Genomic DNA, 22257 nt, shown 5'->3' on the forward strand with positions numbered 1-22257 from the left:
TACGCCTCGAAGGGCGCTAGCTTGATGACACCTTTGTACACGCGGGAGCTCGGAGCACCGGGCTGAGAGGGCGCTGATATCCGTACATCCGTACGGGACAGGCTGCGCCGACCGCCGAACCTGTTACCGGGTAATGCCGGCGTAGGGAGTAGGTCTCATGACCACATCGGACGCACGCACGCCTGCCTCGAACCAGAGTGACGAGGCCGGAAAGTCCATCGGCTGGCACAAGGGATACGTCCAGGGCTCGCGCCCGGACCTCCGGGTGCCGGTCCGGCAGGTGCACCTGACCAACGGCAACGCCGTGACGCTGTACGACACGTCGGGGCCGTACACCGATCCCACCACGGACACCGACGTCCGCCGCGGCCTCGCGCCGCTGCGGGAGAACTGGATCGTCGCCCGCGGCGACACCGAGGAGTACGCGGGCCGCCCGGTCCGCCCCGAGGACGACGGGCTCAAGCACACCTCGCCGCGCGGCGGACTGCGCAACCTCGACGCGGTCTTCCCCGGTCGCCCGCGGCAGCCGCGCCGCAGCCGCGAGGGGCAGCCGGTGACCCAGCTCGCGTACGCCCGGCGGGGCGAGATCACCCCGGAGATGGAGTACGTGGCGATCCGGGAGAACGTCGAACCCGAGGTCGTACGCGAGGAGATCGCCGCGGGCCGGGCGGTCCTGCCGGCCAATGTCAACCACCCGGAGATCGAGCCGATGATCATCGGTAGGCGGTTCCTGGTGAAGGTCAACGCCAACATCGGCAACTCCGCGGTCACCTCCTCCATCGAGGAGGAGGTCGAGAAGATGACGTGGGCGACGCGGTGGGGCGCCGACACGGTCATGGATCTCTCCACCGGCCGCAACATTCACACCACCCGTGAGTGGGTTCTGCGTAACTCCCCGGTGCCGATCGGCACCGTTCCGCTCTACCAGGCCCTCGAAAAGGTCGACGGCAGGGCGGAGGAACTGACCTGGGAGATCTACAAGGACACCGTCATCGAGCAGGCCGAGCAGGGCGTCGACTACATGACGGTCCATGCCGGCGTGCGCCTCCCGTACGTCCCGCTCACCGCCCGCCGCAAGACCGGCATCGTCTCCCGCGGCGGCTCGATCATGGCGGCCTGGTGCCTGGCGCACCACAAGGAGTCGTTCCTGTATGAGAACTTCGAGGAGCTCTGCGAGATCCTCGCGACGTACGACGTGACGTACTCGCTGGGCGACGGGCTGCGTCCCGGCTCGATCGCCGACGCCAACGACGAGGCGCAGTTCGCCGAACTGCGCACGCTCGGCGAACTCAACTCGATCGCCAAGCGGTTCGGCGTCCAGACGATGATCGAGGGCCCGGGCCATGTCCCGATGCACAAGATCAAGGAGAACATCGACCTCCAGCAGGAGATCTGCGAGGAGGCGCCGTTCTACACGCTCGGCCCGCTGACCACCGATGTAGCCCCGGCGTACGACCACATCACTTCGGGCATCGGCGCCGCGATGATCGCCTGGTGGGGGACGGCGATGCTCTGCTACGTCACGCCCAAGGAGCACCTGGGCCTGCCCAACCGGGACGACGTGAAGACGGGCGTCATCACCTACAAGATCGCGGCCCATGCGGCGGACCTCGCCAAGGGGCACCCGGGTGCGCAGGACTGGGACGACGCGCTGTCGGACGCACGCTTCGAGTTCCGGTGGGAGGACCAGTTCAATCTGGCTCTCGACCCGGACACGGCGCGGGAGTTCCATGACGAGACGCTGCCGGCGGAACCGGCGAAGACGGCGCACTTCTGCTCGATGTGCGGCCCGAAGTTCTGCTCGATGAAGATCTCTCAGGACATCCGTCGTGAGCACGGCGGTTCGCAGTCGGAGATCGAGGCGGGCATGGCGGAGAAGTCCAAGGAGTTCGCGGCGGCCGGCAACCGCGTCTATCTGCCGATCGCGGACTGAGTCATCGGGTGGTGTACTGCGCCGGGGCGCTGCGAGAACCGTCGCGGCGCAGTGCACGTCTCCAGGCCGAAAGCCTGAAGGAGGAGCCGGGCCACGGGTACGAGGAGAGACCGGCTCCGATCGCCGGCACGAGGACGACGAACAAGGGATTCGACCCGGTCAGTCCAGCTCGTGTTCCGGGCCGCCGAAGTCCGGGCTGGTGAAGTCGGGGCTGGTGAACGACGGGCGGGGACCCGCCGCCGGGCCCTCTTCCGGGCCCGAGAAGTCCGGCCTGGAGTAGCCGATCTTCGGGATGCGGTTGGCCGAACGGTGCGGTGTACGTGATGCGGGGCCGGCCGTGGGATCGGCGAGCGCATCCCGCAGGAACGGCAGGATGCCCCGCTCCAGCAGCGCATGGCGCCAGGCCTCCCTGGCGCGCGCCACATCCTCCGGCAGCTCGTCCTCGGTTTCCTCGGCCGGCAGCGACGTCGAGCCGTTGCGCAGCGCCGTGGTGAGCAGTCCGATGGCGGCGGCCAGTATCGCTGCCGCCATGACCGCGGCGAAGAACCAGCCGGCGGTGACCATGGTGTCGGCGAACGACGGGGGCCTGCTGAGCATCTTCAGGATGTAGCCGACCAGCAGGAAGATCAGGGCGGCGGTGCCCGCGAGCATCGGCGCCAGGACGGTGACGACCGCCCCTATGCCGGCGCCAGGCCGGTCCGGATCGTCAGCTTCGGACCCGAGGCCCGAGCCCTGGGCCGAGTCGGCGGCCGGTCCGCGCAGCTCTTCGCGGACCTTCACGTAGTGGTCGTACTCGGTGGCTGCCGCCGCGGTGATCAGAGCCGTGGCGTTCAGCGCCATGGTGCGCAGCTGTTCCGTGTTGAGCCGTTCACCGACTCCGGCCAGATCCGGTCGTTCGTGAGCGTGGCGTAGCGCATCGCCGAGGATCCGCTCGTACTCGGGTCGGTCCTCGGCCAGCAGGTGCGGAGCGCTGTTCATGTGCATCCCCCGATGCTCCGTTGGGCCTGAGTACCCGCTTGGACCGGGCAGTTGGGCGGAAACGGAGGAGAGCCTGCTACTGATAGGCCGATGGTAGAGCGCCCACGGCACGGGGTGACAGGGGGTTTCCGTAAATAGGCCCAGTGGTCGGCGTGGTCAGGTCGTGGATGCGTCTTCCCCGAAGACCGTCAGTCATGCAAGGGCAGCCGGACGACCAGCAGCTTTCCGGCCATGGTCACGCCGCCGTCCATGGCGATGGCGAACCCGTCCGCGTACACGTGCGGGCCGTCCACCACGGGGCCGGCGCTGTCCTCGCCGTCCTCCGAGCCGACCTCGCCGAGCAGATACGGAATGGGGCTGTGACCATGGACGATGCGCTGTCCGCCGTACGCCGCCATCAGCTCCTGGACTGCCTGCGAGCCCCCCTCGTCGCGGAAGGCGAACCGCCTGGTGAGCTTGCGGAACAGGTCCCAGCACTCGTCGGCGTCGTTACGCGTGAGAATGGCATGCACGGTCTCGTTGACGTCTTCGATGGTGGAGCCGTACTCGAGGTACGCCGTCGTGTCGGAGTGCATCAGAAGGTGCCCGTCCTCCTCGACGACCGCGTCGAGACGGGACATCCACTGGAGGTGGACGTCCTGGAGCCGCTCCATGTCGGTCTTCTGGCCGCCGTTGAGCAGCCAGGCGGCCTGGAAGGTGGCGGTGCCCGCACCGGAGTTGACCGGTGTGTCGGCGAACCGCTTGGCGCCGATGAGAAGTAGTTCGTGGTTGCCCATCAGGGCCTTGCAGTAGCCGCCCGCGGCCGCGGCCTCGGCGGACAGACGCATGACCAGGTCGATGACGCCGATGCCGTCCGGGCCGCGGTCGGTGAAGTCGCCGAGGAACCAGAGCCGGGCGTTGCCCGCGGCCCAGGCACCCTCGGCGTCGATGAGGCCCTGTTCCCTGAGGGCGTCGTGAAGCTCGTCCAGATAGCCGTGGACGTCGCCGACCACGTACAGCGGTCCGAGACCCTGGTCCGTGGCGGGCCGCTGATCCGGGACGGCCTGCACCTGGACGGTGTCACCGCGGTTGATCACGGGAAGATCGCGCGCGGTGGGCGTGTATCCCTCCGGCTCGTCGCCCGGTGCGACATTGCCGGGGTGCGGCGCCACGGGCGGCGCCGGAGTCTGCGCATAGGGCGGCACACGGAAGTCACGCAACGTCGCTGTCCACTCCACGGATTCCTGACCGGCCCCCTGTGTCATCGACCCCTCCACCACCGTCGCGCCGCCGTACACCTGACGGGCCCTGCTGGTCGGGGTGGTCCGCGGTGTCGTGCGCCCATCATAGGAATGCGGATCGTGCAGTGTGATGCACCAGGGGTGGTGAATCCGGACGCACGACAGGTTCACCGGCCGATTGGTCCCAATTGGCCTGATCAATCCCTGGACGGGGACCGAGGCGCGCTGACCGTGGTACGGGGCGGACGGCGTTGCGAGGACGTCCGGACGATGAGTTCGGTCGGTATGACCCGCTCCACCGGACCGTCCTGGTCGACGCCTTCGATCGCGTCGATGAGGAGCTGGACGACCGCTGTGCCGATCTGGCGCGGTTTGAGTGAGAGCGTGGTGATGGGGGGCTCGGTCGTCGCGTACACGGTGGACTCGCTGCAGCAGACCAGCAGCAGATCCTCGGGGACGCGCAACCCGTACCGGCGGGCGGCCGCCAGCAGGTCGGTGCCGTTGGGGTCGAAGAGCCCGTATACGGCGTCGGGCCGGTCCGGGCGGGCGAGGAGCCGGTCGGCGGCTACCGCCCCCGCGCACGGGTCGTGGGCGGGATAGGACTCGTACACCGGATCCTGGCCCACGCGCTCGCACCAGTGGAGGTATGCGGTGGTGGAGAGCCGGGTGTACGTGTCGGTGGTGGTGCCGGTGAGCAGGCCGATCCGGCGGGCCCCGGCGGCGGCGAGATGGTCGAGGAGGTCGAGCACGGCGGCCCGGTGGTCGTTGTCCACCCACGCGGTGACCGGCAGGGTCCCGGCGGGGCGGCCGTCCGAGACGACGGGCAGCCCTTGGCGGACGAGTTCGGTGACGACCGGGTCCTGGTCGGAGGGGTCGATGACGACGGTGCCGTCGAGGGCGACGTTCGACCAGACGTCGTGGCGTGAGGTGGCGGGGAGGATGACGAGGGCGTAGCCGCGGGCGAGCGCGGCGGAGGTGGCCGCTCTGGCCATCTCGGCGAAGTAGGCGAATTCGGTGAAGGTGAACGGTTCATCCCCGTACGTCGTCACGGTCAGGCCGATGAGGCCGGACTTGCCGGTACGGAGGGTTCGGGCCGCGGCGGACGGGCGGTAGCCCAGGCGCTCGGCGACCTCGCGGACATGGCGGCGGGTGGCGTCCGGGAGCCGTCCCTTGCCGTTGAGCGCGTCGGAGACGGTCGTGATGGAGACCCCGGCGGCGGCGGCCACATCCCGGATTCCCGCTCGTCCCTGCCGGCCGCCGCGCCGGGGTGTCTCCGTCCGGCTCACCTGGTGCTTCCCTGCTGCTGTCATGGCGAGCCGATAGTAGGGCTCGGGCAGGCGGTTGGGCCGGTCGCATATTCACGCATTGACAGGCACGTTTCTGCATGATCGTTTGATATCAAATACCTTGCAAAGCAAGGGGGTTGATGGGGTTGACCATAGGGTGTGATGCGTCGATGAGGATGGGCCTACTAAATGGTCGATGTTTCGAAGAGGTCTCAACTCACCTCTTCGGGGGATGCGCGCCACGGAGTGAGCCACCGGCGCACGCCGGGATGAGGGACGCTCCCCCCATTCCCGGCCCCACCGGACGATTCCTCCGCTCGCCCATTCGCACCGGCGCCCAATCCTCATAAGGTGAGCAGTATTGATGTGTACGACGGTCGAGGAGGACCTGCGGTGAGCGAGACGAGCCCCAAGCTGCGTGCCGAACTGGACGGCGTCCCCGCCTATGTGCCAGGGAGGCCGGCGGCGGCCGACGGGCCGTGCGCGTTCAAGCTGTCCTCCAACGAGAACCCGTATCCGCCGCTGCCCGGCGTGATGGAGTCCGCCCTGGCCGCGGCCGCGAACTTCAACCGCTACCCGGACATGGCCTGCACCGGTCTGATGAACGAGCTGGCCGACCGGTTCGGCGTGCCCGTCTCGCATCTCGCCACCGGAACCGGCTCCGTCGGGGTGGCGCAGCAGCTGCTCCAGGCCACGTCGGGCCCGGGTGACGAGGTCATCTACGCCTGGCGTTCCTTCGAGGCGTACCCGATCATCACCCAGGTCAGCGGCGCGACCTCGGTGAAGGTGCCGCTGACCGACGGCGAGGTGCACGACCTCGACGCGATGGCGGACGCGATCACGGACCGTACCCGGATGATCTTCGTCTGCAACCCGAACAACCCGACCGGGACGGTGGTGCGCCGGGCCGAGCTGGAGCGGTTCCTGGACCGGGTGCCGGGCGATGTGCTCGTGGTGCTCGACGAGGCGTACAAGGAGTTCATCCGCGATGTCGAGGTGCCGGACGGCATAGAGATCTACCGGGACCGGCCCAATGTGGCGGTGCTGCGGACATTCTCCAAGGCCTACGGTCTGGCCGGCCTGCGGGTCGGATTCGCAGTGGCCCACGAACCGGTGGCGGCAGCACTGCGCAAGACGGCGGTGCCGTTCGGGGTCAGTCAGGTGGCGCAGGACGCGGCGGTCGCATCGCTGCGCGCCGAGGACGAGCTGCTCGGCCGGGTCGGCTCCCTGGTCTGCGAACGCATCCGGGTGCACAAGGCTCTGGTGAGTCAGGGCTGGACCGTTCCGGAGTCCCAGGCCAACTTCGTCTGGCTGCGGCTCGGCGACCGTACGCTGGACTTCGCCGGGGCGTGCGAGCGGGCCGGAGTCGTGGTCAGGCCGTTCGCGGGCGAGGGTGTGCGGGTCTCGATCGGCGAGGACGAGGCGAACGACGTCTTCCTGAGGGTGGCGGAGGCGTACCGCAAGGAGCTGTAACCGAAGTCGCGCGTGCCGCGACCGGTCGCGGCGTGTGCGCGTGCACCGGAAGGCCCCGTACCTCTCGTTCGTCGAGGTGCGGGGCCTTCGCGTGGGAGCGTCCCGATAGGGGGACCCCCCTCGAACACCCCGAAACTCTGTGCGCCATAATGCTTGTGAATGTGAACGCGTTCACAAGCGCGTCCTGTTCCTCCCGTGATCGGTCGGTTAGCAGTTCAAACTTCCGCTCACTACGGCGACGTAAGGAGAAGATGACGTGGAGCTGGCTCTGGCGCCTGAGACCTTGGCTCGATGGCAGTTCGGGATCACTACCGTCTACCACTTCCTTTTCGTTCCCCTGACGATCTCTCTCGCCGCGCTCACCGCCGGCCTGCAGACCGCCTGGGTGCGGACCGACAATCAGAAGTACCTCAGGGCCACCAAGTTCTGGGGCAAGCTCTTCCTGATCAACATCGCCATGGGTGTCGTCACCGGCATCGTCCAGGAGTTCCAGTTCGGCATGAACTGGTCCGACTACTCACGCTTCGTCGGAGATGTCTTCGGCGCCCCACTGGCCTTCGAGGCGCTGATCGCCTTCTTCTTCGAGTCCACCTTCATCGGGCTGTGGATCTTCGGCTGGGACAAGCTGCCGAAGAAGATCCACCTCGCCTGCATCTGGATGGTCTCCATCGGGACGATCCTCTCCGCGTACTTCATCCTCGCGGCCAACTCCTGGATGCAGCACCCGGTCGGCTACCGGATCAACAAGGAACGCGGCCGGGCCGAGCTCACCGACTTCTGGCATGTGCTCACCCAGAACACCGCGCTCACCCAGTTCTTCCACACCCTCACAGCGGCCTTCCTGGTCGGCGGCGCGTTCATGGTCGGCATCGCCGCCTTCCACCTGGCGCGCAAGCAGCACATCCCGGTGATGCGTACCTCGCTGCGGCTCGGACTGGTCACCGTCGTGATCGCCGGACTGCTCACCGCCGTCAGCGGCGACCTGCTCGGCAAGGTCATGTTCAAGCAGCAGCCGATGAAGATGGCCGCCGCCGAGGCGCTCTGGGAGGGGCAGAACTCGGCACCCTTCTCGATCTTCGCGGTCGGCGATGTGGCCAAGGGGCACAACACCGTGGAGATCTCCGTCCCGGGGATACTGTCGTTCCTCGCGGACGACAACTTCCACTCGTACATCCCCGGCATCAACGACATCAACAAGGCCGAGCAGGAGAGGTTCGGACCCGGCGACTACCGGCCCAACATCCCGGTCGCGTTCTGGAGCTTCCGCTGGATGATCGGCTTCGGCATGGCGTCCTTCGGCCTCGGCCTGCTCGGGCTGTGGCTGACGCGGAAGAAGTTCATGCTGCCACCGGGGCTGCGGACCGGTGAGGACGAGGTGCCGCATCTGGTCCTCTTCAAGAGCAAGGCACTCAGCCCGAAGCTGACCAAGCTCTACTGGATCGTCGCCCTCTGGACGCTGCTCTTCCCGCTGATCGCCAACTCCTGGGGCTGGATCTTCACCGAGACGGGCCGCCAGCCCTGGGTCGTCTTCGGGGTTCTGCAGACCCGCGACGCCGTCTCCCCCGGCGTCTCTCAGGGCGAGGTGCTCGCCTCGCTGATCCTCTTCACCCTGCTCTACGCGGCGCTCGCTGTGATCGAGGTCAAGCTGCTCACGAAGTACATCAAGGCCGGGCCGCCAGAACTCACGGAGTCCGACCTCAACCCGCCCACCAAGATCGGCGGCGACGACCATGACGACGCCGACCGGCCGATGGCCTTCTCCTACTGAGAGCAGAGGAGCGGAGAGATGGAACTCCACGACGTCTGGTTCGTCCTCATTGCCGTTCTCTGGATCGGCTACTTCTTCCTGGAGGGATTCGACTTCGGCATCGGTGTCCTCACCAAGCTGCTGGCCCGGGACCGCCAGGAACGGCGAGTCCTGATCAATACGATCGGGCCCGTCTGGGACGGCAACGAGGTATGGCTACTCACCGCGGGCGGCGCTACCTTCGCCGCCTTTCCCGAGTGGTACGCCACGCTGTTCTCCGGCTTCTACCTGCCGCTGCTGATCATCCTGCTCTGCCTGATCGTGCGCGGTGTCGCCTTCGAGTACCGGGCGAAGCGGCCCGAGGAGAAGTGGCAGACCAACTGGGAACACGCGATCTTCTGGACTTCGCTGATCCCGGCCCTGCTCTGGGGCGTGGCCTTCGGGAACATCGTGCGCGGCGTGAAGATCGATGCCGACATGGAGTATGTGGGCAACTTCGGGGACCTGCTCAACCCGTACGCGATCCTCGGCGGGCTGGTCACGCTCTTCCTCTTCACCTTCCACGGTGCGGTGTTCGCCTCACTCAAGACGGTCGGGGACATCAGGGAGCGGGCGCGCGGCATGGCGCTCAAGCTGGGTCTGACCACTGCGGTGCTCGCGCTCGGGTTCCTGACCTGGACCCAGATCGACAACGGTGACGGCAAGAGCCTTGTCGCGATGATCATCGCTGTACTGGCGCTGGTCGGAGCGATCGGTGCCATAGCGGCCGGACGCGAGGGCTGGTCGTTCGCGCTCTCCGGAGTGACCATCACGGCCGCGGTCGCGATGCTCTTCCTGACGCTCTTCCCGAACGTCATGCCGTCCTCGCTGAACGACGCCTGGAACCTCACGGTCACCAACGCCTCGTCCAGTCCGTACACGCTGAAGATCATGACCTGGTGCGCAGGGATCGCCACCCCTGTGGTGCTGCTGTACCAGGGATGGACGTACTGGGTGTTCCGCAAGCGGATCGGCACGCAGCACATCGCCGAGGCGCACTGACGCGCCCCGCTCTCTTTCGGGCGAGAGAAGGGTCCCGGTCCTTCTCTCGCCCCGGTCCACCGAACGAGCTCTCTGGGGGCTGTTTCACGTGAAACCGATCGACCCGCGTCTGCTCCGTTACGCCCGCGCCACCCGGCTCTTCCTGGCGGCCGTGGTGGCACTCGGAGTGGCCGGGGCTGTGCTGGTCATCACCCAGGCCATACTCATCGCCGAAGTAGTGGTGGGCGGGTTCGAGGACGGGCTCACCGTTCCGGGGCTGCGCACCCCGCTGATCCTGCTTGTGGCGGTCGCGCTCGGCCGCGGATTGGTCTCCTGGCTGACCGAGCTGGCCGCCCACCGGGCCAGTGCGGCGGTCAAGTCCGAGCTCCGCGGCCGGCTGCTCGACCGGGCGGCGGCGCTCGGGCCGGAGTGGCTGAGCGGCCGGCGCACCGGCTCACTGGTGGCGCTAGCCACCCGCGGTGTCGACGCGCTCGACGACTACTTCGCGCGCTATCTGCCGCAGCTCGGACTCGCTGTGGTCGTTCCGGTGGCAGTCCTCGCCAGGATCGTCACCGACGACTGGGTCTCAGCGGCGATCATCGTGGTCACGCTGCCGCTCATCCCGCTCTTCATGATCCTGATCGGCTGGGCCACCCAGTCCCGGATGGACCGCCAGTGGCAGCTGCTCTCGCGGCTGTCCGGACACTTTCTCGACGTGGTCGCCGGCCTGCCGACGCTGAAGGTCTTCGGCCGCGCCAAGGCCCAGGCCGAGTCCATCCGCACCATTACCTCGCAGTACCGCAGGGCCACCCTGCGGACCCTGCGGATCGCCTTTCTGTCGTCCTTCGCCCTGGAGCTCCTCGCCACCCTGTCGGTGGCACTGGTCGCCGTCACCATCGGCATGCGGCTCGTGCACGGTGAACTCGACCTCTACACCGGCCTGGTGGTGCTGATCCTCGCGCCCGAGGCCTATCTGCCGATCCGGCAGGTCGGGGCGCAGTACCACGCGGCAGCCGAGGGGCTCTCGGCCGCGGAGGAGATCTTCGCGATTCTGGAGACCGAGCCGCGGGCGGGCGGTACGGCGGACGTCCCGCCGTCGCTGCGGCTGGAGTTGGAGGGGGTGACCGTACGGCATGAGGGCCGTGCCGAACCTTCGCTCGACGGGGCCTCGCTGGTGGTGGACGAGGGGGAGACCGTCGCCCTGGTCGGCCCGAGCGGTGTCGGGAAATCCACGCTGCTCGATGTGGTGCTTGGGTTCGCGGTGCCCGACGAGGGGCGGATACGGGTCGGCGGCGTCGATCTGGCGACGCTCGCGCCCGAGCGCTGGCGGGAACGGATCGCCTGGGTGCCGCAGCGCCCACAGCTCTTCGCGGGCACGATCGCGGAGAACGTACGGCTGGCCCGGCCGGACGCGGACGACAGCGCGGTGACGGCGGCGCTGCGGGACGCGGGGGCCCACGACTTCGTGGCGGAACTGCCCGACGGCGCGCAGACGCTCCTCGGCGAGGACGGCGCGGGACTCTCCGCCGGTCAGCGGCAGCGACTCGCGCTAGCGCGGGCGTTCCTCGCCGACCGGCCGCTCCTGTTGCTCGACGAGCCGACCGCGAGCCTGGACGGCGAGACGGAGGCGGGGATCGTCGAGGCGGTACGGAGGCTGGCGGCGGGGCGGACCGTGCTGCTGGTCGTGCACCGTCCGGCGCTGCTCTCGGTCGCCGACCGGGTGGTGGTGCTGGAACCCGGTGCGGCACCGGAACGGCAGTGGGCAACGGTGCCGGGCGATGGGGCGGCCGTGCCTCGGCAGGCGCGCGCGGACGGCTCCGGGAACCGGGACACGTACGAAGCCGGGCAGGAGCCTGAGGTGCTGCGGCAGACCGCGGCCCGGTCCGGGCAGGTGCTCGCCCGGGTCCGGGAGGCCGCAGGGGCACAGCGCGGACAGCTGGCGCTCGCACTGCTGCTGAGCAGCCTCGCTCTGGGGTCGGCCGTCGGACTCATGGCCGTCTCCGGCTGGCTGATCTCCCGCGCCTCCGAACAGCCCCCGGTGCTCTATCTGATGGTCGCCGTGACAGCGACCCGCGCGTTCGGGCTCGGGCGCGCCGTCTTCCGCTACGCCGAGCGTCTCGTCTCGCACGACGCTGTGTTGAAGATGCTCGCCGAGCTGCGCGTCGCCGTGTACCGCGGGCTGGAGCGCATCACGCCGGCCGGACTGGGCCGGATGCGGCGCGGGGATCTGCTGTCCCGGCTCGTCGCCGACGTGGACGCGCTGCAGGACTACTGGCTGCGGTGGCTGCTGCCCGCCTGGACGGCGGTCGTGGTGGGAGCGGCGGCAGCCGGGTTCACCGGCTGGCTGCTGCCCCAGGCTGGTGTCGTGCTCGCCTTCGGACTGTTGCTGGCCGGGGTCGGGGTGCCGCTCGTGAGTGGCGCCTTTGCCGGTCGTGCGGAACGCCAACTGGCGCCCGCGCGGGCCGATCTGGCCACCCGGATCACCGATCTGCTCGGCGGGACCGCCGAACTGACCGTCGCGGGCGCCTTGCCCGCGCGCAAGGAGAGGACGCGGGCGGCCGACACCGTCCTGACCCGGATCGCGTCACGCGCGGCGACGGCCACGGCACTCGGCGGTGGCCTCTCCGCCCTGATCTGCGGCCTCACCGTCGTCGCCGCCGCCCTCGTCGCCGTCCCGGCGGTTCACGACGGACGGCTGAAGGGTGTGGAGCTCGCGGTGGTGGTGCTCACCCCGCTTGCCGCCTTCGAGGCCGTCACCGGTCTGTCACTCGCCGTGCAGTTCCGGCAGCGGGTCAAGCGGAGCGCGGAGCGGGTGTACGAGGTGCTGGACGCCCCGGTGCCGGTGCACGAGCCCGCGACCCCGGCCGAGACCCCCGCGACACCGTTCCCACTGGAGGTACGGGGGGTGGCGGCCCGCTATGCGGGAGCGTCGCGGGACGCCCTGGACTCCGTCGACCTGACGCTGACCGCAGGCCGGCGCATCGCGGTCGTCGGCCCTTCGGGCTCCGGGAAGACCACCCTCGCGCAGGTCCTGCTCCGCTTCCTGGACGCGCGGGCGGGGACGTACCGGATCGGTGGTGTGGACGCCTCGGTGCTGGACGGGGACACCGTCCGGCGATTCGTCGGGCTCTGTGCCCAGGACGCGCATGTCTTCGACAGCTCCATCCGGGAGAACCTGCGCCTGGCCCGCACCGTCGCAACGGACGACGAGCTGCGGGCCGCGCTGGCCCGGGCGCGGCTGCTCGACTGGGCAGAAGCACTGCCCGACGGGCTCGACACCCTCGTCGGCGAGCACGGCGCACGCCTCTCCGGCGGCCAGCGCCAGCGGCTCGCGCTGGCCCGGGCGCTCCTCGCCGACTTCCCCGTGCTCGTTCTGGACGAGCCCGCCGAGCATCTCGACCTGGCGACGGCGGACGCCCTGACCGCGGATCTGCTGGCCGCGACCCGGGGCCGTACGACAGTCCTGATCACCCATCGACTGGCGGGGCTCGAAGCGGTCGACGAGGTGGTGGTGATGGAGGCAGGCAGGATCGTGCAGCGTGGTCCGTATGCCGCTCTCGCGGCGGCGGACGGCCCGCTGCGCCGGATGCTGGAACGCGAACGGGAAACCGTGCGAGAGGCGGATCGAGTGCCGGACGGCGCGGCGCGGGCGTAGAAGGCGTCCGGCGGCCGCCGGAACGATCCGCAGGAGCCACCGGTCCACTTTCCTCCCCAAATAGGACTAACTAGGCTCTGGGTATGGCAGAGCAGGACCCGAAGGACTCACTCGAAGCCGCAACGCAGGCGACCCGCGGTCTGCAGGGCCTGTCCACCGAGCTCACCGCCCGCGTCCCGCAACTGCTGGAAGCGATGCGCTCCGTCGGCACCGGGCTCGAACTGCACTCCACCCTCGATCGGATCTGCGAGACCGCCGCCGAGCTCGCCGACGCCGCCTACGCCGCCATCGGCGTCGCCGACGAGGGGGGCAAGGGGCTCTCCGACTTCCTCACACACGGGGTATCGACAGAGGTGGAGGCCGCGATCGGGCACCGGCCCGATGGACACCGGGGGCTCCTCGGTGCACTGCTCCACGACCCGGCCCCCGTGAAGCTCGCCGATCTGACGGCCGATCCGCGGTTCGCCGGATTTCCGCCAGGCCATCCCCCGATGCGGACCTTCCTCGGTGTCCCGATCCGGGTGCAGGGCAAGATCTTCGGCAATCTCTATCTGGCCGAGAAGGACGGCGGGGGCGAGTTCACCGACTACGACCTGCACATGGTCCGGGTGCTCGCCACGGAGGCCGGGATCGCCATCGGCAACGCCCGGCTGTACGAGGCGGCACGCCAGCGCGAGCGGTGGATCGACGGATCGGTGGCCGTGACCACCGCGCTGCTCTCCGGCGGGGACGCCGACGACGCCCTCGCCGTCGTCGCCGAACAGGCCCGCCACCTCGCTGCCTCCGCCGCGGGGATCGTGCTCCTTCCGGCCGAGGGGGGCGGGCTGGAGGTCGTCGCCGTCTCCGCCGACGAGCCGTCCGCCCCCCTTGGGGTGATCATCGGCCCGGAGAGTCCGGTGGTGGCGAAGCTGCTGGCCGGCGAGGCGGTCTTCACAGACGACTCGGCCACCGACTTCCGCATGGTCACCCGTCTTGCCCACCGGTTCGGCCCGAGCATGCTGCTCCCGCTGCACAGCGGCGGACGGGTGCTCGGCGCACTCGCCACCCCGCGAGCCCGGGGCGACCGGCCGTTCACCGAAACCGAACGGACCCTGGCCACACAGTTCGCCTCGCAGGCCGCACTCGCGCTGATGATGGCCGAGGCGCAGCGGGACCGGGAGCGGCTCGCAGTGTATGAGGACCGTGACCGGATCGCCCGTGACCTGCACGATCTCGTCATCCAGCGGCTGTTCGCCACCGGGATGATGCTGGAGAGTGCCCAGCGCCGGTCGGTGGTGCCCGAGGTGCGGACCGGTGTCGGCCGGGCGGTCGACGAACTGGACGTGACCATTCAGGAGATCCGTACCGCGATCTTCGCGCTGCAGCAGGAACCGGCCGAGGCGCCGTCCGGGCTGCGCACCCGCGTCCTGCGCGAGATCAACATGGCGGCCGTCCCCCTTGGCTTCAAGCCGGCGCACCGCTTCCTCGGCCCGATCGACTCACTGGTCGGCGAGCTGACCGGCAAGAACCTGATCGCGGCGTTGCGGGAGGCGCTGTCGAACGCCTTCCGGCATGCCGGGGCGTCCCGCATCGACGTGGTCGTCGATGCGACCGTCACGCTGCCCGACGGACGCGACGCGGTACGTCTGTCGGTCGCCGACGACGGGGTGGGCATCCCGGAGGGCGGTCGGCGCAGCGGGTTGCGGAACCTGGCGCGCCGGGCGGAATCGCTGGGTGGGGCGAGCTGGTTCGGGCCGGGAATCGCTGAGGACGGGGGCGGCACGACGGTGGTGTGGCAGGCACCGCTGTGACGGCCGCCTTTCGGCGCTCGGGGGGCGGGCCTCGGGGTGATCGGGGGCGTTCAGCCTTCGCTGCGGTGCTTCCGGCGCTCGGCGACGAGCCGCTCGATGACGACCGCGACACCGTCCTCGTTGTTGGTGACGGTCCGGCCGGAGGCGGCGGCCAGCGCTGCGGGGTGGGCATTTTCCATCGCGTACGAGGTACCCGCCCAGCTCAGCATTTCCACGTCATTCGGCATGTCCCCGAAGGCGACGACCTCGGCGGGCGAGATGCCGCGCTCGGCGCAGCAGAGTGCCAGCGTGCTGGCCTTGGAGACGCCGGGACCGCTGACTTCCAGCAGGGCCGTGGGGCTGGACCGGGTGAAGGACGCCCGGTCACCGGCTGCGGTGCGAGCCACTTCGAGGAATTCGTCCGGTGCCAGTTCCGCATGGTGTGCCAGGAGCTTCAGTACGGGGGCGCCTGTGCCACGCACCTCTTCGTGGAGCAGCTTCTCGGCGATGGCGACGGTGGCGCCCGGGTCGAAGTGGAACGGCGGGTAGGACGGTTCGTAGTGGATGCCGGTGGTCAGCTCGACGGCGAACGAGGTGCCGGGGGCGGCCACACGCAGGGAGTGGACGACATCCAGGGCGATATCGCGTTCCAGCGGCCGGACCTCGACCAGCTTGCCGCCCGCGTGCAGATCGGCGACCGCGGCGCCGTTCGCGCAGATCGCCAGACCGTGGCCGTGGACATGGGCGCTGACGACATCCATCCAGCGGGCCGGTCGGCCGGTGACGAAGAAGACCTCGATCCCGGCCTCCTCGGCCGCGGCGAGTGCTGCGATTGTGCGGTCCGAGACGGTCTTGTCGTCGCGCAGCAGAGTGCCGTCCAGATCGGTTGCAATCAGCCGGGGAGCGGCAGGCAGAGGCGAATCGATAGCTGAGGTCACCCAGCTATTCTCGCGTACGGGAGCGCACGGGTGTGCGGAGGGGCGCGCATTTGAGGATGCGCGCCCCTGAGCTGGCAAACATGTCTGAGGCATATGCCAGAGGATCGACGAGCCGCTGCCGCGCTGTCGGTAGCGGTGCGCCGGTCAGCGGGCGTCGGTATCGCGGTCGGCGGGCGGCAGGCGTGGGTCAGCCGAGCTGGGACAGCCCCTCCGTGGCGATCCGCTCGAAGACCTTCTCGTCCGCCGCGAAGTCGGAGTCCGCGATCGGCGTGTGGATGACGATCTCCGTGAAGCCCAGCTCGAAGTGGGTGCCCGCGAAGTCCACGAACGCGTCGAAGGACTCCAGCGGGCGGTCCGGGGTGAAACCGGTGAGCAGGATCTTGTCCAGCTCGGCCACATCCCGGCCGACGGCCTCGCAGGCCGTGCCGAGCTTGGTGATCTGCCCGCGGATGGCCTCCACGGACTGCTCCGGGGTGCCCGTCTCGAACAGCTTGGGGTCTCCGGTGGTGACCCATGCATCGCCGTACTGCGCGGCGAGCTTCAGCCCGCGCGGCCCGGTGGCGGCCACTGCGAAGGGCAGCCGCGGCCGCTGCACACAACCGGGGATGTTCCGCGCCTCGTTCGCCACGTAGAGCTCGCCCTCGTGCGTGACCGACGGCTCCCGCAGCAGCCGGTCGAGCAGCGGCACGAACTCGGCGAAGTGGTCCGCCCGTTCGCGCGGGGTCCACGGCTCTTCGTCGCTCCTGCGCAGCGTCGTGGCGTCGAAACCGTTGCCGCCTGCGCCGATACCGAGGGTGATGCGTCCGTCGGAGACGTCGTCCAGCGTGATGAGGTCCTTGGCCAAGGTCACCGGGTGCCGGAAGTTGGGGGACGTGACAAGGGTGCCCAGACGCAGCCGCTCGGTGACGGCGGCCGCGGCGGTCAGGGTCGGCACCGCACCGAACCACGGTCCGTCGCGGAAGGTCCGCCAGGCCAGATGGTCATACGTGTACGCGGCGTGGAACCCCAGCTCCTCGGCGCGCCGCCAGATCTTCCGGCCGTCGCTCCAGCGGTGGATCGGCAGAATTACAGTGCTCAGACGCATACCCACGACCATACGGTGGACGTGCTGCGGACAAAAAACACATGACAGCCCCTAACGACGGACGCTGCGGCTGAGCCAGGGCGACAGAGCTCCGCGCGGCACGAGCTCCTTGTAGGTCTCGTCGCCGGGCAGCGGCACGATCAGCCACCATCCGGGCGGAAAGACTGTGCCTTTCACATGGGTCATCCCGGTGTGGACCGACCACAGGAAGGCAGGCACGGAGTCGCGCGGGACGTCGGGGAACTCGATGCCGTCGCCAGTGATCTTCGCGTCATCGTCAGGGAAGGCCTGGATGGTGACGGCCGGGAAGCCGCTCAGCTCGACGAAGGCCTCGTGCGGCAGCGAGCCGTCCGGATCGATGACCGAGAAGGCGCCGGCGGAAGTACGCCGGGAGACCTGGTCGGCGCCGATGTCATCGGTGGTCCGCACCTTCAGGCCGAATTCGCGGGCGACCTCGCGGATCGCAACGACTACGGCTTCCATGCCGGCGAAGTGGGGACGGTCCATGCTCACGATCATGGCGGTGCGTCGGCTCGTTGCGGTGGGTCGGCATGGTGGGTGGCGGGGGCGATCGGACCCGGTCGGGTCCGTTCGGGTTCAGCCGGGGAAGCGCAGGAACTCGGGCGGTACCGCCTCCGTGAGCCAGACCCCGTTCGCGCTGACGTAGAAGACGTGACCCGCTCGGTGCATCGCGGCCGCGTCCAAGGAGAGGACGACAGGCCGGCCGCGCCGGGCGCCGACACGGGTCGCCGTCTCGCGGTCGGACGAGAGGTGGACGTGGCGTCGGTTCATGGGGCGCAGCCCCTCGGCACGGATCGCGTCCAGGGTGCGGCCCACCGTGCCGTGGTAGAGATACGCGGGCGGCTCGACCGGCGGCAGATCGAGGTCCACCGGGACGGTATGGCCCTGGCTCGCCCGGATGCGGTCGCCGTCGATGGCGTAACGCCGTTTGTCGTTGACCGCGACGACATGGTCGAGCTCGGCCCGGGTGATGGGGAAGTTGTGCCGGGCAGTGGCGCGGAGCAGCTCGTCGATCGACACCCAGCCGTTCGCATCGAGAGTGATGCCGATCCGCTCCGGTTGATGCCGCAGGTGTTTCGAAAGGTATTTGGACACCTTGACGGTGCGTCTTTCATTCATCCCGCAAGAGTGCCCGTGACGATCTCGTCGGCGCATCCGGATTTGCTCAGGATCCACACCAGTGATTTTCGTCCACAGGTTTGATCCACAGTCAACTTGAGTTATCCACAGGCGATTTGGCGATTCTGTGGACAAGTGGCGGTGCGATCAGCCCATTTGGTCAACTTACCTTGATTTTAGATGTGATGTGGCAAGTGCGTCCAATGTCCGCGCCTGGACCTCCCGTTCGGTGGCAGCCGCGACGAAAGCCGCGACATTCTGCGGCCCAACAAGCTGTTGGACAGCTCCAATTGTGTCCGGCGGCAGCAGTACAGGACGGGGCTCCCCCACAGCGGGAGACGAGCCGATCGGCGCGTCCGCGCCGAGGTGATGCTGTAGATGACGGGTGGCGAACATCCGCATGGCGCGCGCCAGTTCCGCATCGACCGTCTGCTGGGCGAGCGGGCGGAGTCGCCGCACGAGCTCTGCGGCTTCGGCCGCATCCGCGTCCGTCGGTGGACGATGACCGAGGTAACGCGCGAACACATGCTCCGTGGTGAACTCCAGGAATCGGGACGCGATGTGTTCGACCTGACCGCGAAGTTCCCTCAGGTGACCGGAGATTGCGGTCAGCGGTACACCGGCTCCGTGCAACTCGACAGCTACCGCCAGCTCTTGTGGACTCGGCACCAGAAATTCGTCGGGTCGACCCGGAATCGGCTCGAGCACACCGAGCTCGACCGCCTCGGCGACCGCCTGGTCGTCCTGCGCACCGCCGAACCTCCTGTGCAGCTCGTCCCGGGTGATCCGGTCGGCCTGCTCGTCCGTCCAGGGCCCATGCACCTCGGCGACGAGCCCGAGCACTCCGCCGAGTCCGCGGCCCGCGTCCCACGCCTCCAGCAGTTCCTTGATGCTGGCCAGCGTGTAACCGCGGTCCAGCAGGTCGGCGATCTGCCGGAGCCGGGCGAGATGCGTGTCCCCGTACACATTGGCCCGGCCGCGCCGCTCCGGTGTCGGCAGCAGTCCCCGGTCCTGGTAGGCCCGGATCGTGCGGACCGTGGCGCCGCTCGCATGCGCCAGGTCCTCGATCCGGTACTCGGCGGCGGACCGGCTCGTCACCGCCGACGTTCCCTGCCCGCTCACAGCGGCGGCTTCAGCCGGGCGATCGCGCGCAGCGCGCCGGGGCTGAACCTGGACAGGAACCGGGCGGTGCGGGCCTCCGGTGTCACCGGCACCACGGCCCGGTTGTGCACCACGGCCTCGATGATCGCGTCGGCGACCTTCTCCGGAGGGTAGTTGCGCAGCCCGTACAGCCGGCCGGTCCGCTTCTGCAGCCGTTTCTCCTCGGCGGCGTCGGCCCCGGCGAAGCGCGTCGTCGCAGTGATGTTGGTGTTCACGACACCGGGGCAGATCGCGCTGACCCCGATCGAGCGCTCGGCCAGTTCGGCCCGCAGGCACTCGCTGAGCATCAGCACGGCCGCCTTGGAGGTGCTGTACGCGGGCAGCGCCCGGGACGGCTGATACGCGGCGGCGGACGCGGTGTTGACGATATGGCCGCCCTGGCCACGCTCGGCCATCTGCTTACCGAAGATCCGGCAGCCGTGGATGACTCCCCACAGATTGACGTCGAGGACGTTCTTCCAGTCCTCGCTCGTGGTCTCCAGGAAGGAGCCCGACAGGCCGATCCCGGCGTTGTTGACCAGGACGTCGACGATGCCGTACTCGGCGGCGACCTTCTCGGCAAGCTTCTCCATCGCCTGCTCGTCGCTGACGTCGACCACCTCGCCCCAGGCCGCGGGGGACCCGATCAGACGGGCCATCTCGGCCGTTCTGGCCGCCCCTTCCGCGTCCCGGTCCACGGCCACCACCCGGGCGCCGGCCTCGGCGAAGGCGAACGCGGTGGCCCGCCCGATACCGCCGGCCGCACCCGTCACCAGCACCAACTGCCCGCCGAACCGGTCCGCGTGCGCCCCGGTCGGTGCAGGGTCCTGGAGCGGCCGCCCGTCCTCCTGGGCCGACTCGATGCCGGCCACGAACTCGCTGATCCAGGAAGCCAGCTGGTCCGGCCTGGTGCGTGGCACCCAGTGCTTGGCCGGCAGGGTGCGCCGCACCAATTGCGGGGCCCACAGCTCCAGTTCGTCGTAGAGCCGCTCCGAAAGGAAAATGTCACCGGTCGGTGTGACCAGCTGGACCGGCACATGTGCGAAAGCGTCCTCACGCGGCCTTCGCAGCCGGACCCGGACGTTGTCGCGGTAGAGCCAGGCGCCGTGCGCCGCGTCGTTCGGCAGGGACGGCGTCGGGTAGTCGCCCGCGGGCACGCTCTCCAGCCGCTGCAGTATCCGGGGCCACCGTCTGCCGAGGGGGCCGCGCCAGGCAAGCTCCGGCAGCACCGGAGCGTGCAGCATGTACACGTACCAGGACTTGGCGCCCTGGCCGAGCAGCTGGCCGACCCGGCGCGGAGTGGGCCGGGACATCCGCTGCTTGATCCAGTGCCCGAAGTGGTCCAGAGACGGACCCGACATCGAAGTGAAGGAGGCGATCCGGCCCTCGGTGCGCTTGACCGTCGCGAACTCCCACGACTGGACCGAACCCCAGTCGTGCCCGACCAGATGCACCGCCCGGTCCGGGCTCACCGCGTCGGCCACGGCCAGGAAGTCGTCGGTCAGTTTCTCCAGCGTGAACCCGCCGCGCAGCGGCGTCGGAGCCGTCGACCGGCCGTGTCCGCGCACGTCGTACAGCACGACATGCCACTGCTCGGCCAGCTGCTCCGCGACCTCCGTCCAGACTTCCTTGCTGTCCGGGTAGCCGTGGACGAGCACGACCGTGGGACGCGTCTCGTCGCCCAGCTCGGCAACGCACAAGTCGATCCCGCCGGTACTCACCCGGCGTTCGCGGATCCCCGGCACATCCTGAAGACTCACGCCGCCACCCTCTCCTCGGCCCAGCGCCGCACATGCGGCAGATCGTCGTCCAGCCAGAAGGCGCTCTGCTCGGGGTCCTTGGAGTCGGTGATGACCAGGATCTCCTCGAACTTGGCGCCTGTGCCCCGGAATCCGAGATGGGGCTCGACCGCCCACAGCCCCGGCTGCGGCGGATGGTCGGAGAAGCTGTACGGGCTCCACAGCGGCGACCAGCCCTCCCGGTGCCCGTGCAGTGCATCGCTGACCAGCCCTTTGAGCGACTGCGTACCGAACCCGAACACACGCGGGGACCAACGGCGTTCGGCGACCCGGTCGATCTTGTGAGCGATGACTCCGAAGGGGTACGCGCGATGCCTGTTGGCATACCCCTGCCTGATCATCAGGCGCTCGACGTCCTCATAGATCTCGCGCAGCGAACGCCGCTCGCGCACCTCGCCCAGAATCAGCGCGCGGTGGGCCTCAAGATCGGCGAGGAGCTTGTCGTGCAGCGGGTTGAGCCCGAGGCAGCCGGAGTATCCGATGTCCGCCGTGAACCCCTTGTACACCGGAGCCATGTCGAGGATGAACGGCATCCCTGGCTCCAGCTTCCGGTTGGTCGGGAAGAACTGCAGCGGCACCTTGAAACCGGCGAACGCCGTACGGTCCCCGAACCAGGCGAACGGGAGATGGAACCAGTCCCGCACCCCGCGCTCACGCAGCCACTCCCGCTGCATCCGGGCCGCCTCGCGCTCCGTCACGCCCGGTTCGAGCCGGGCGGCGACCGCCTCCGCGCATGCGTACGCGAGGCGCTGCACCTCTCTGAACCTCTGGAGTTCCGGGGTCGTTGCATCCTTCACCGGTGAGGCCATGCCACCGTCCGTCCCATGCCGTGTGCGGTACGTGCTCGTAACGTGACATTGATGAATGTGACAATGCTCGGCGGCTACGTCAAGGGGCGTGCGCAGACCTGTGGACAACTCCATGAGCACCCCGTACCAGCCCGCCTCCGGCTCCAGCCCCCGGCTTTCGTCCCTCTGTTCTCCCTCGTCCCCCTGTTTTCGTAGCGCTCAGCCGTCCTCCTTCGTGGGGTCCCCCTACGGGTCCGTACGACTGGAGTCTGATGCGGATCCAACCG

The 22257-nt window shown here is 69.1% G+C and carries 16 protein-coding genes and 1 riboswitch; of the genes, 6 read left to right on the forward strand and 10 right to left on the reverse strand.

The window, feature by feature from the left end:
- Positions 1-31: 31 nt before the first annotated feature.
- A riboswitch (TPP riboswitch) is annotated at positions 32-165 on the forward strand.
- Positions 158-1933, forward strand: a complete 1776-nt coding sequence (thiC, locus tag ACIA8E_RS14325) for a phosphomethylpyrimidine synthase ThiC (RefSeq protein WP_399297864.1) — start codon at positions 158-160, stop codon at positions 1931-1933. Its footprint overlaps the riboswitch before it by 8 nt.
- Positions 1934-2092: 159 nt before the next feature.
- Here thiC and ACIA8E_RS14330 read toward each other — a convergent pair whose 3' ends face one another.
- The 3 genes from ACIA8E_RS14330 to ACIA8E_RS14340 all read right to left on the reverse strand — a co-directional run bounded on the left by ACIA8E_RS14330 (position 2093) and on the right by ACIA8E_RS14340 (position 5441).
- Positions 2093-2917: a hypothetical protein gene (locus ACIA8E_RS14330; RefSeq protein WP_399297866.1), complete on the reverse strand. Its 825-nt coding sequence runs from the start codon at positions 2915-2917 to the stop codon at positions 2093-2095.
- Positions 2918-3099: 182 nt separating this feature from the next.
- On the reverse strand, positions 3100-4155 hold the full coding sequence (locus ACIA8E_RS14335) for a metallophosphoesterase (RefSeq protein ID WP_399297868.1): 1056 nt from the start codon (positions 4153-4155) through the stop codon (positions 3100-3102).
- A 173-nt stretch (positions 4156-4328) separates the two neighbouring features.
- Positions 4329-5441, reverse strand: a complete 1113-nt coding sequence (locus ACIA8E_RS14340) for a LacI family DNA-binding transcriptional regulator (protein ID WP_078852792.1) — start codon at positions 5439-5441, stop codon at positions 4329-4331.
- A 369-nt stretch (positions 5442-5810) separates the two neighbouring features.
- Between ACIA8E_RS14340 and hisC the strand changes: the two genes are divergently transcribed.
- The 5 genes from hisC (at position 5811) to ACIA8E_RS14365 (ending at position 15102) form a co-directional block, all read left to right on the forward strand.
- Positions 5811-6890: a histidinol-phosphate transaminase gene (gene hisC / locus ACIA8E_RS14345; protein ID WP_399297871.1), complete on the forward strand. Its 1080-nt coding sequence runs from the start codon at positions 5811-5813 to the stop codon at positions 6888-6890.
- A gap of 256 nt (positions 6891-7146) precedes the next feature.
- Entirely contained in the window at positions 7147-8658 is a 1512-nt protein-coding gene (locus tag ACIA8E_RS14350; protein ID WP_399297873.1) for a cytochrome ubiquinol oxidase subunit I, read from the forward strand.
- An 18-nt stretch (positions 8659-8676) separates the two neighbouring features.
- Entirely contained in the window at positions 8677-9678 is a 1002-nt protein-coding gene (gene cydB, locus ACIA8E_RS14355; RefSeq protein ID WP_399297875.1) for a cytochrome d ubiquinol oxidase subunit II, read from the forward strand.
- Positions 9679-9766: 88 nt separating this feature from the next.
- Complete coding sequence (gene cydD, locus ACIA8E_RS14360; RefSeq protein ID WP_399297877.1) at positions 9767-13312, forward strand: thiol reductant ABC exporter subunit CydD; 3546 nt, start codon at positions 9767-9769, stop codon at positions 13310-13312.
- An 83-nt stretch (positions 13313-13395) separates the two neighbouring features.
- The gene (locus ACIA8E_RS14365; protein WP_399297879.1) at positions 13396-15102 is read left to right on the forward strand and encodes a GAF domain-containing sensor histidine kinase; all 1707 of its coding nucleotides are present in this window, start codon (positions 13396-13398) and stop codon (positions 15100-15102) included.
- A 50-nt stretch (positions 15103-15152) separates the two neighbouring features.
- On the opposite strand, the gene ACIA8E_RS14370 is transcribed toward ACIA8E_RS14365, so the two are convergent.
- From ACIA8E_RS14370 to ACIA8E_RS14400, 7 genes are all read right to left on the reverse strand, one after another.
- Positions 15153-16019, reverse strand: coding sequence for a Cof-type HAD-IIB family hydrolase (locus ACIA8E_RS14370; protein ID WP_399297881.1), 867 nt, complete (start codon positions 16017-16019; stop codon positions 15153-15155).
- Between the two features lie 187 nt (positions 16020-16206).
- Entirely contained in the window at positions 16207-17151 is a 945-nt protein-coding gene (locus tag ACIA8E_RS14375) for an LLM class flavin-dependent oxidoreductase (RefSeq protein WP_399298145.1), read from the reverse strand.
- Between the two features lie 3 nt (positions 17152-17154).
- The gene (locus tag ACIA8E_RS14380) at positions 17155-17610 is read right to left on the reverse strand and encodes a hypothetical protein (RefSeq protein WP_399297883.1); all 456 of its coding nucleotides are present in this window, start codon (positions 17608-17610) and stop codon (positions 17155-17157) included.
- Positions 17611-17700: 90 nt separating this feature from the next.
- Positions 17701-18243 (reverse strand): RNA 2'-phosphotransferase, encoded by a 543-nt coding sequence (locus ACIA8E_RS14385; protein WP_399297884.1) that lies wholly within the window; start codon positions 18241-18243, stop codon positions 17701-17703.
- Positions 18244-18408: 165 nt separating this feature from the next.
- A complete protein-coding gene (locus ACIA8E_RS14390) occupies positions 18409-19341 on the reverse strand; it encodes a MerR family transcriptional regulator (protein ID WP_399297886.1) in 933 nt (310 codons plus the stop codon).
- 20 nt (positions 19342-19361) lie between these two features.
- Positions 19362-21143, reverse strand: coding sequence for an SDR family oxidoreductase (locus tag ACIA8E_RS14395; protein WP_399297888.1), 1782 nt, complete (start codon positions 21141-21143; stop codon positions 19362-19364).
- Positions 21140-21991, reverse strand: a complete 852-nt coding sequence (locus ACIA8E_RS14400; RefSeq protein ID WP_399297890.1) for a M24 family metallopeptidase — start codon at positions 21989-21991, stop codon at positions 21140-21142. Before ACIA8E_RS14400 ends, ACIA8E_RS14395 begins: the two co-directional genes overlap by 4 nt.
- Positions 21992-22257: the final 266 nt, after the last annotated feature.

This window comes from Streptomyces sp. NPDC051664 (assembly GCF_044453545.1).
Taxonomy (GTDB): domain Bacteria; phylum Actinomycetota; class Actinomycetes; order Streptomycetales; family Streptomycetaceae; genus Streptomyces.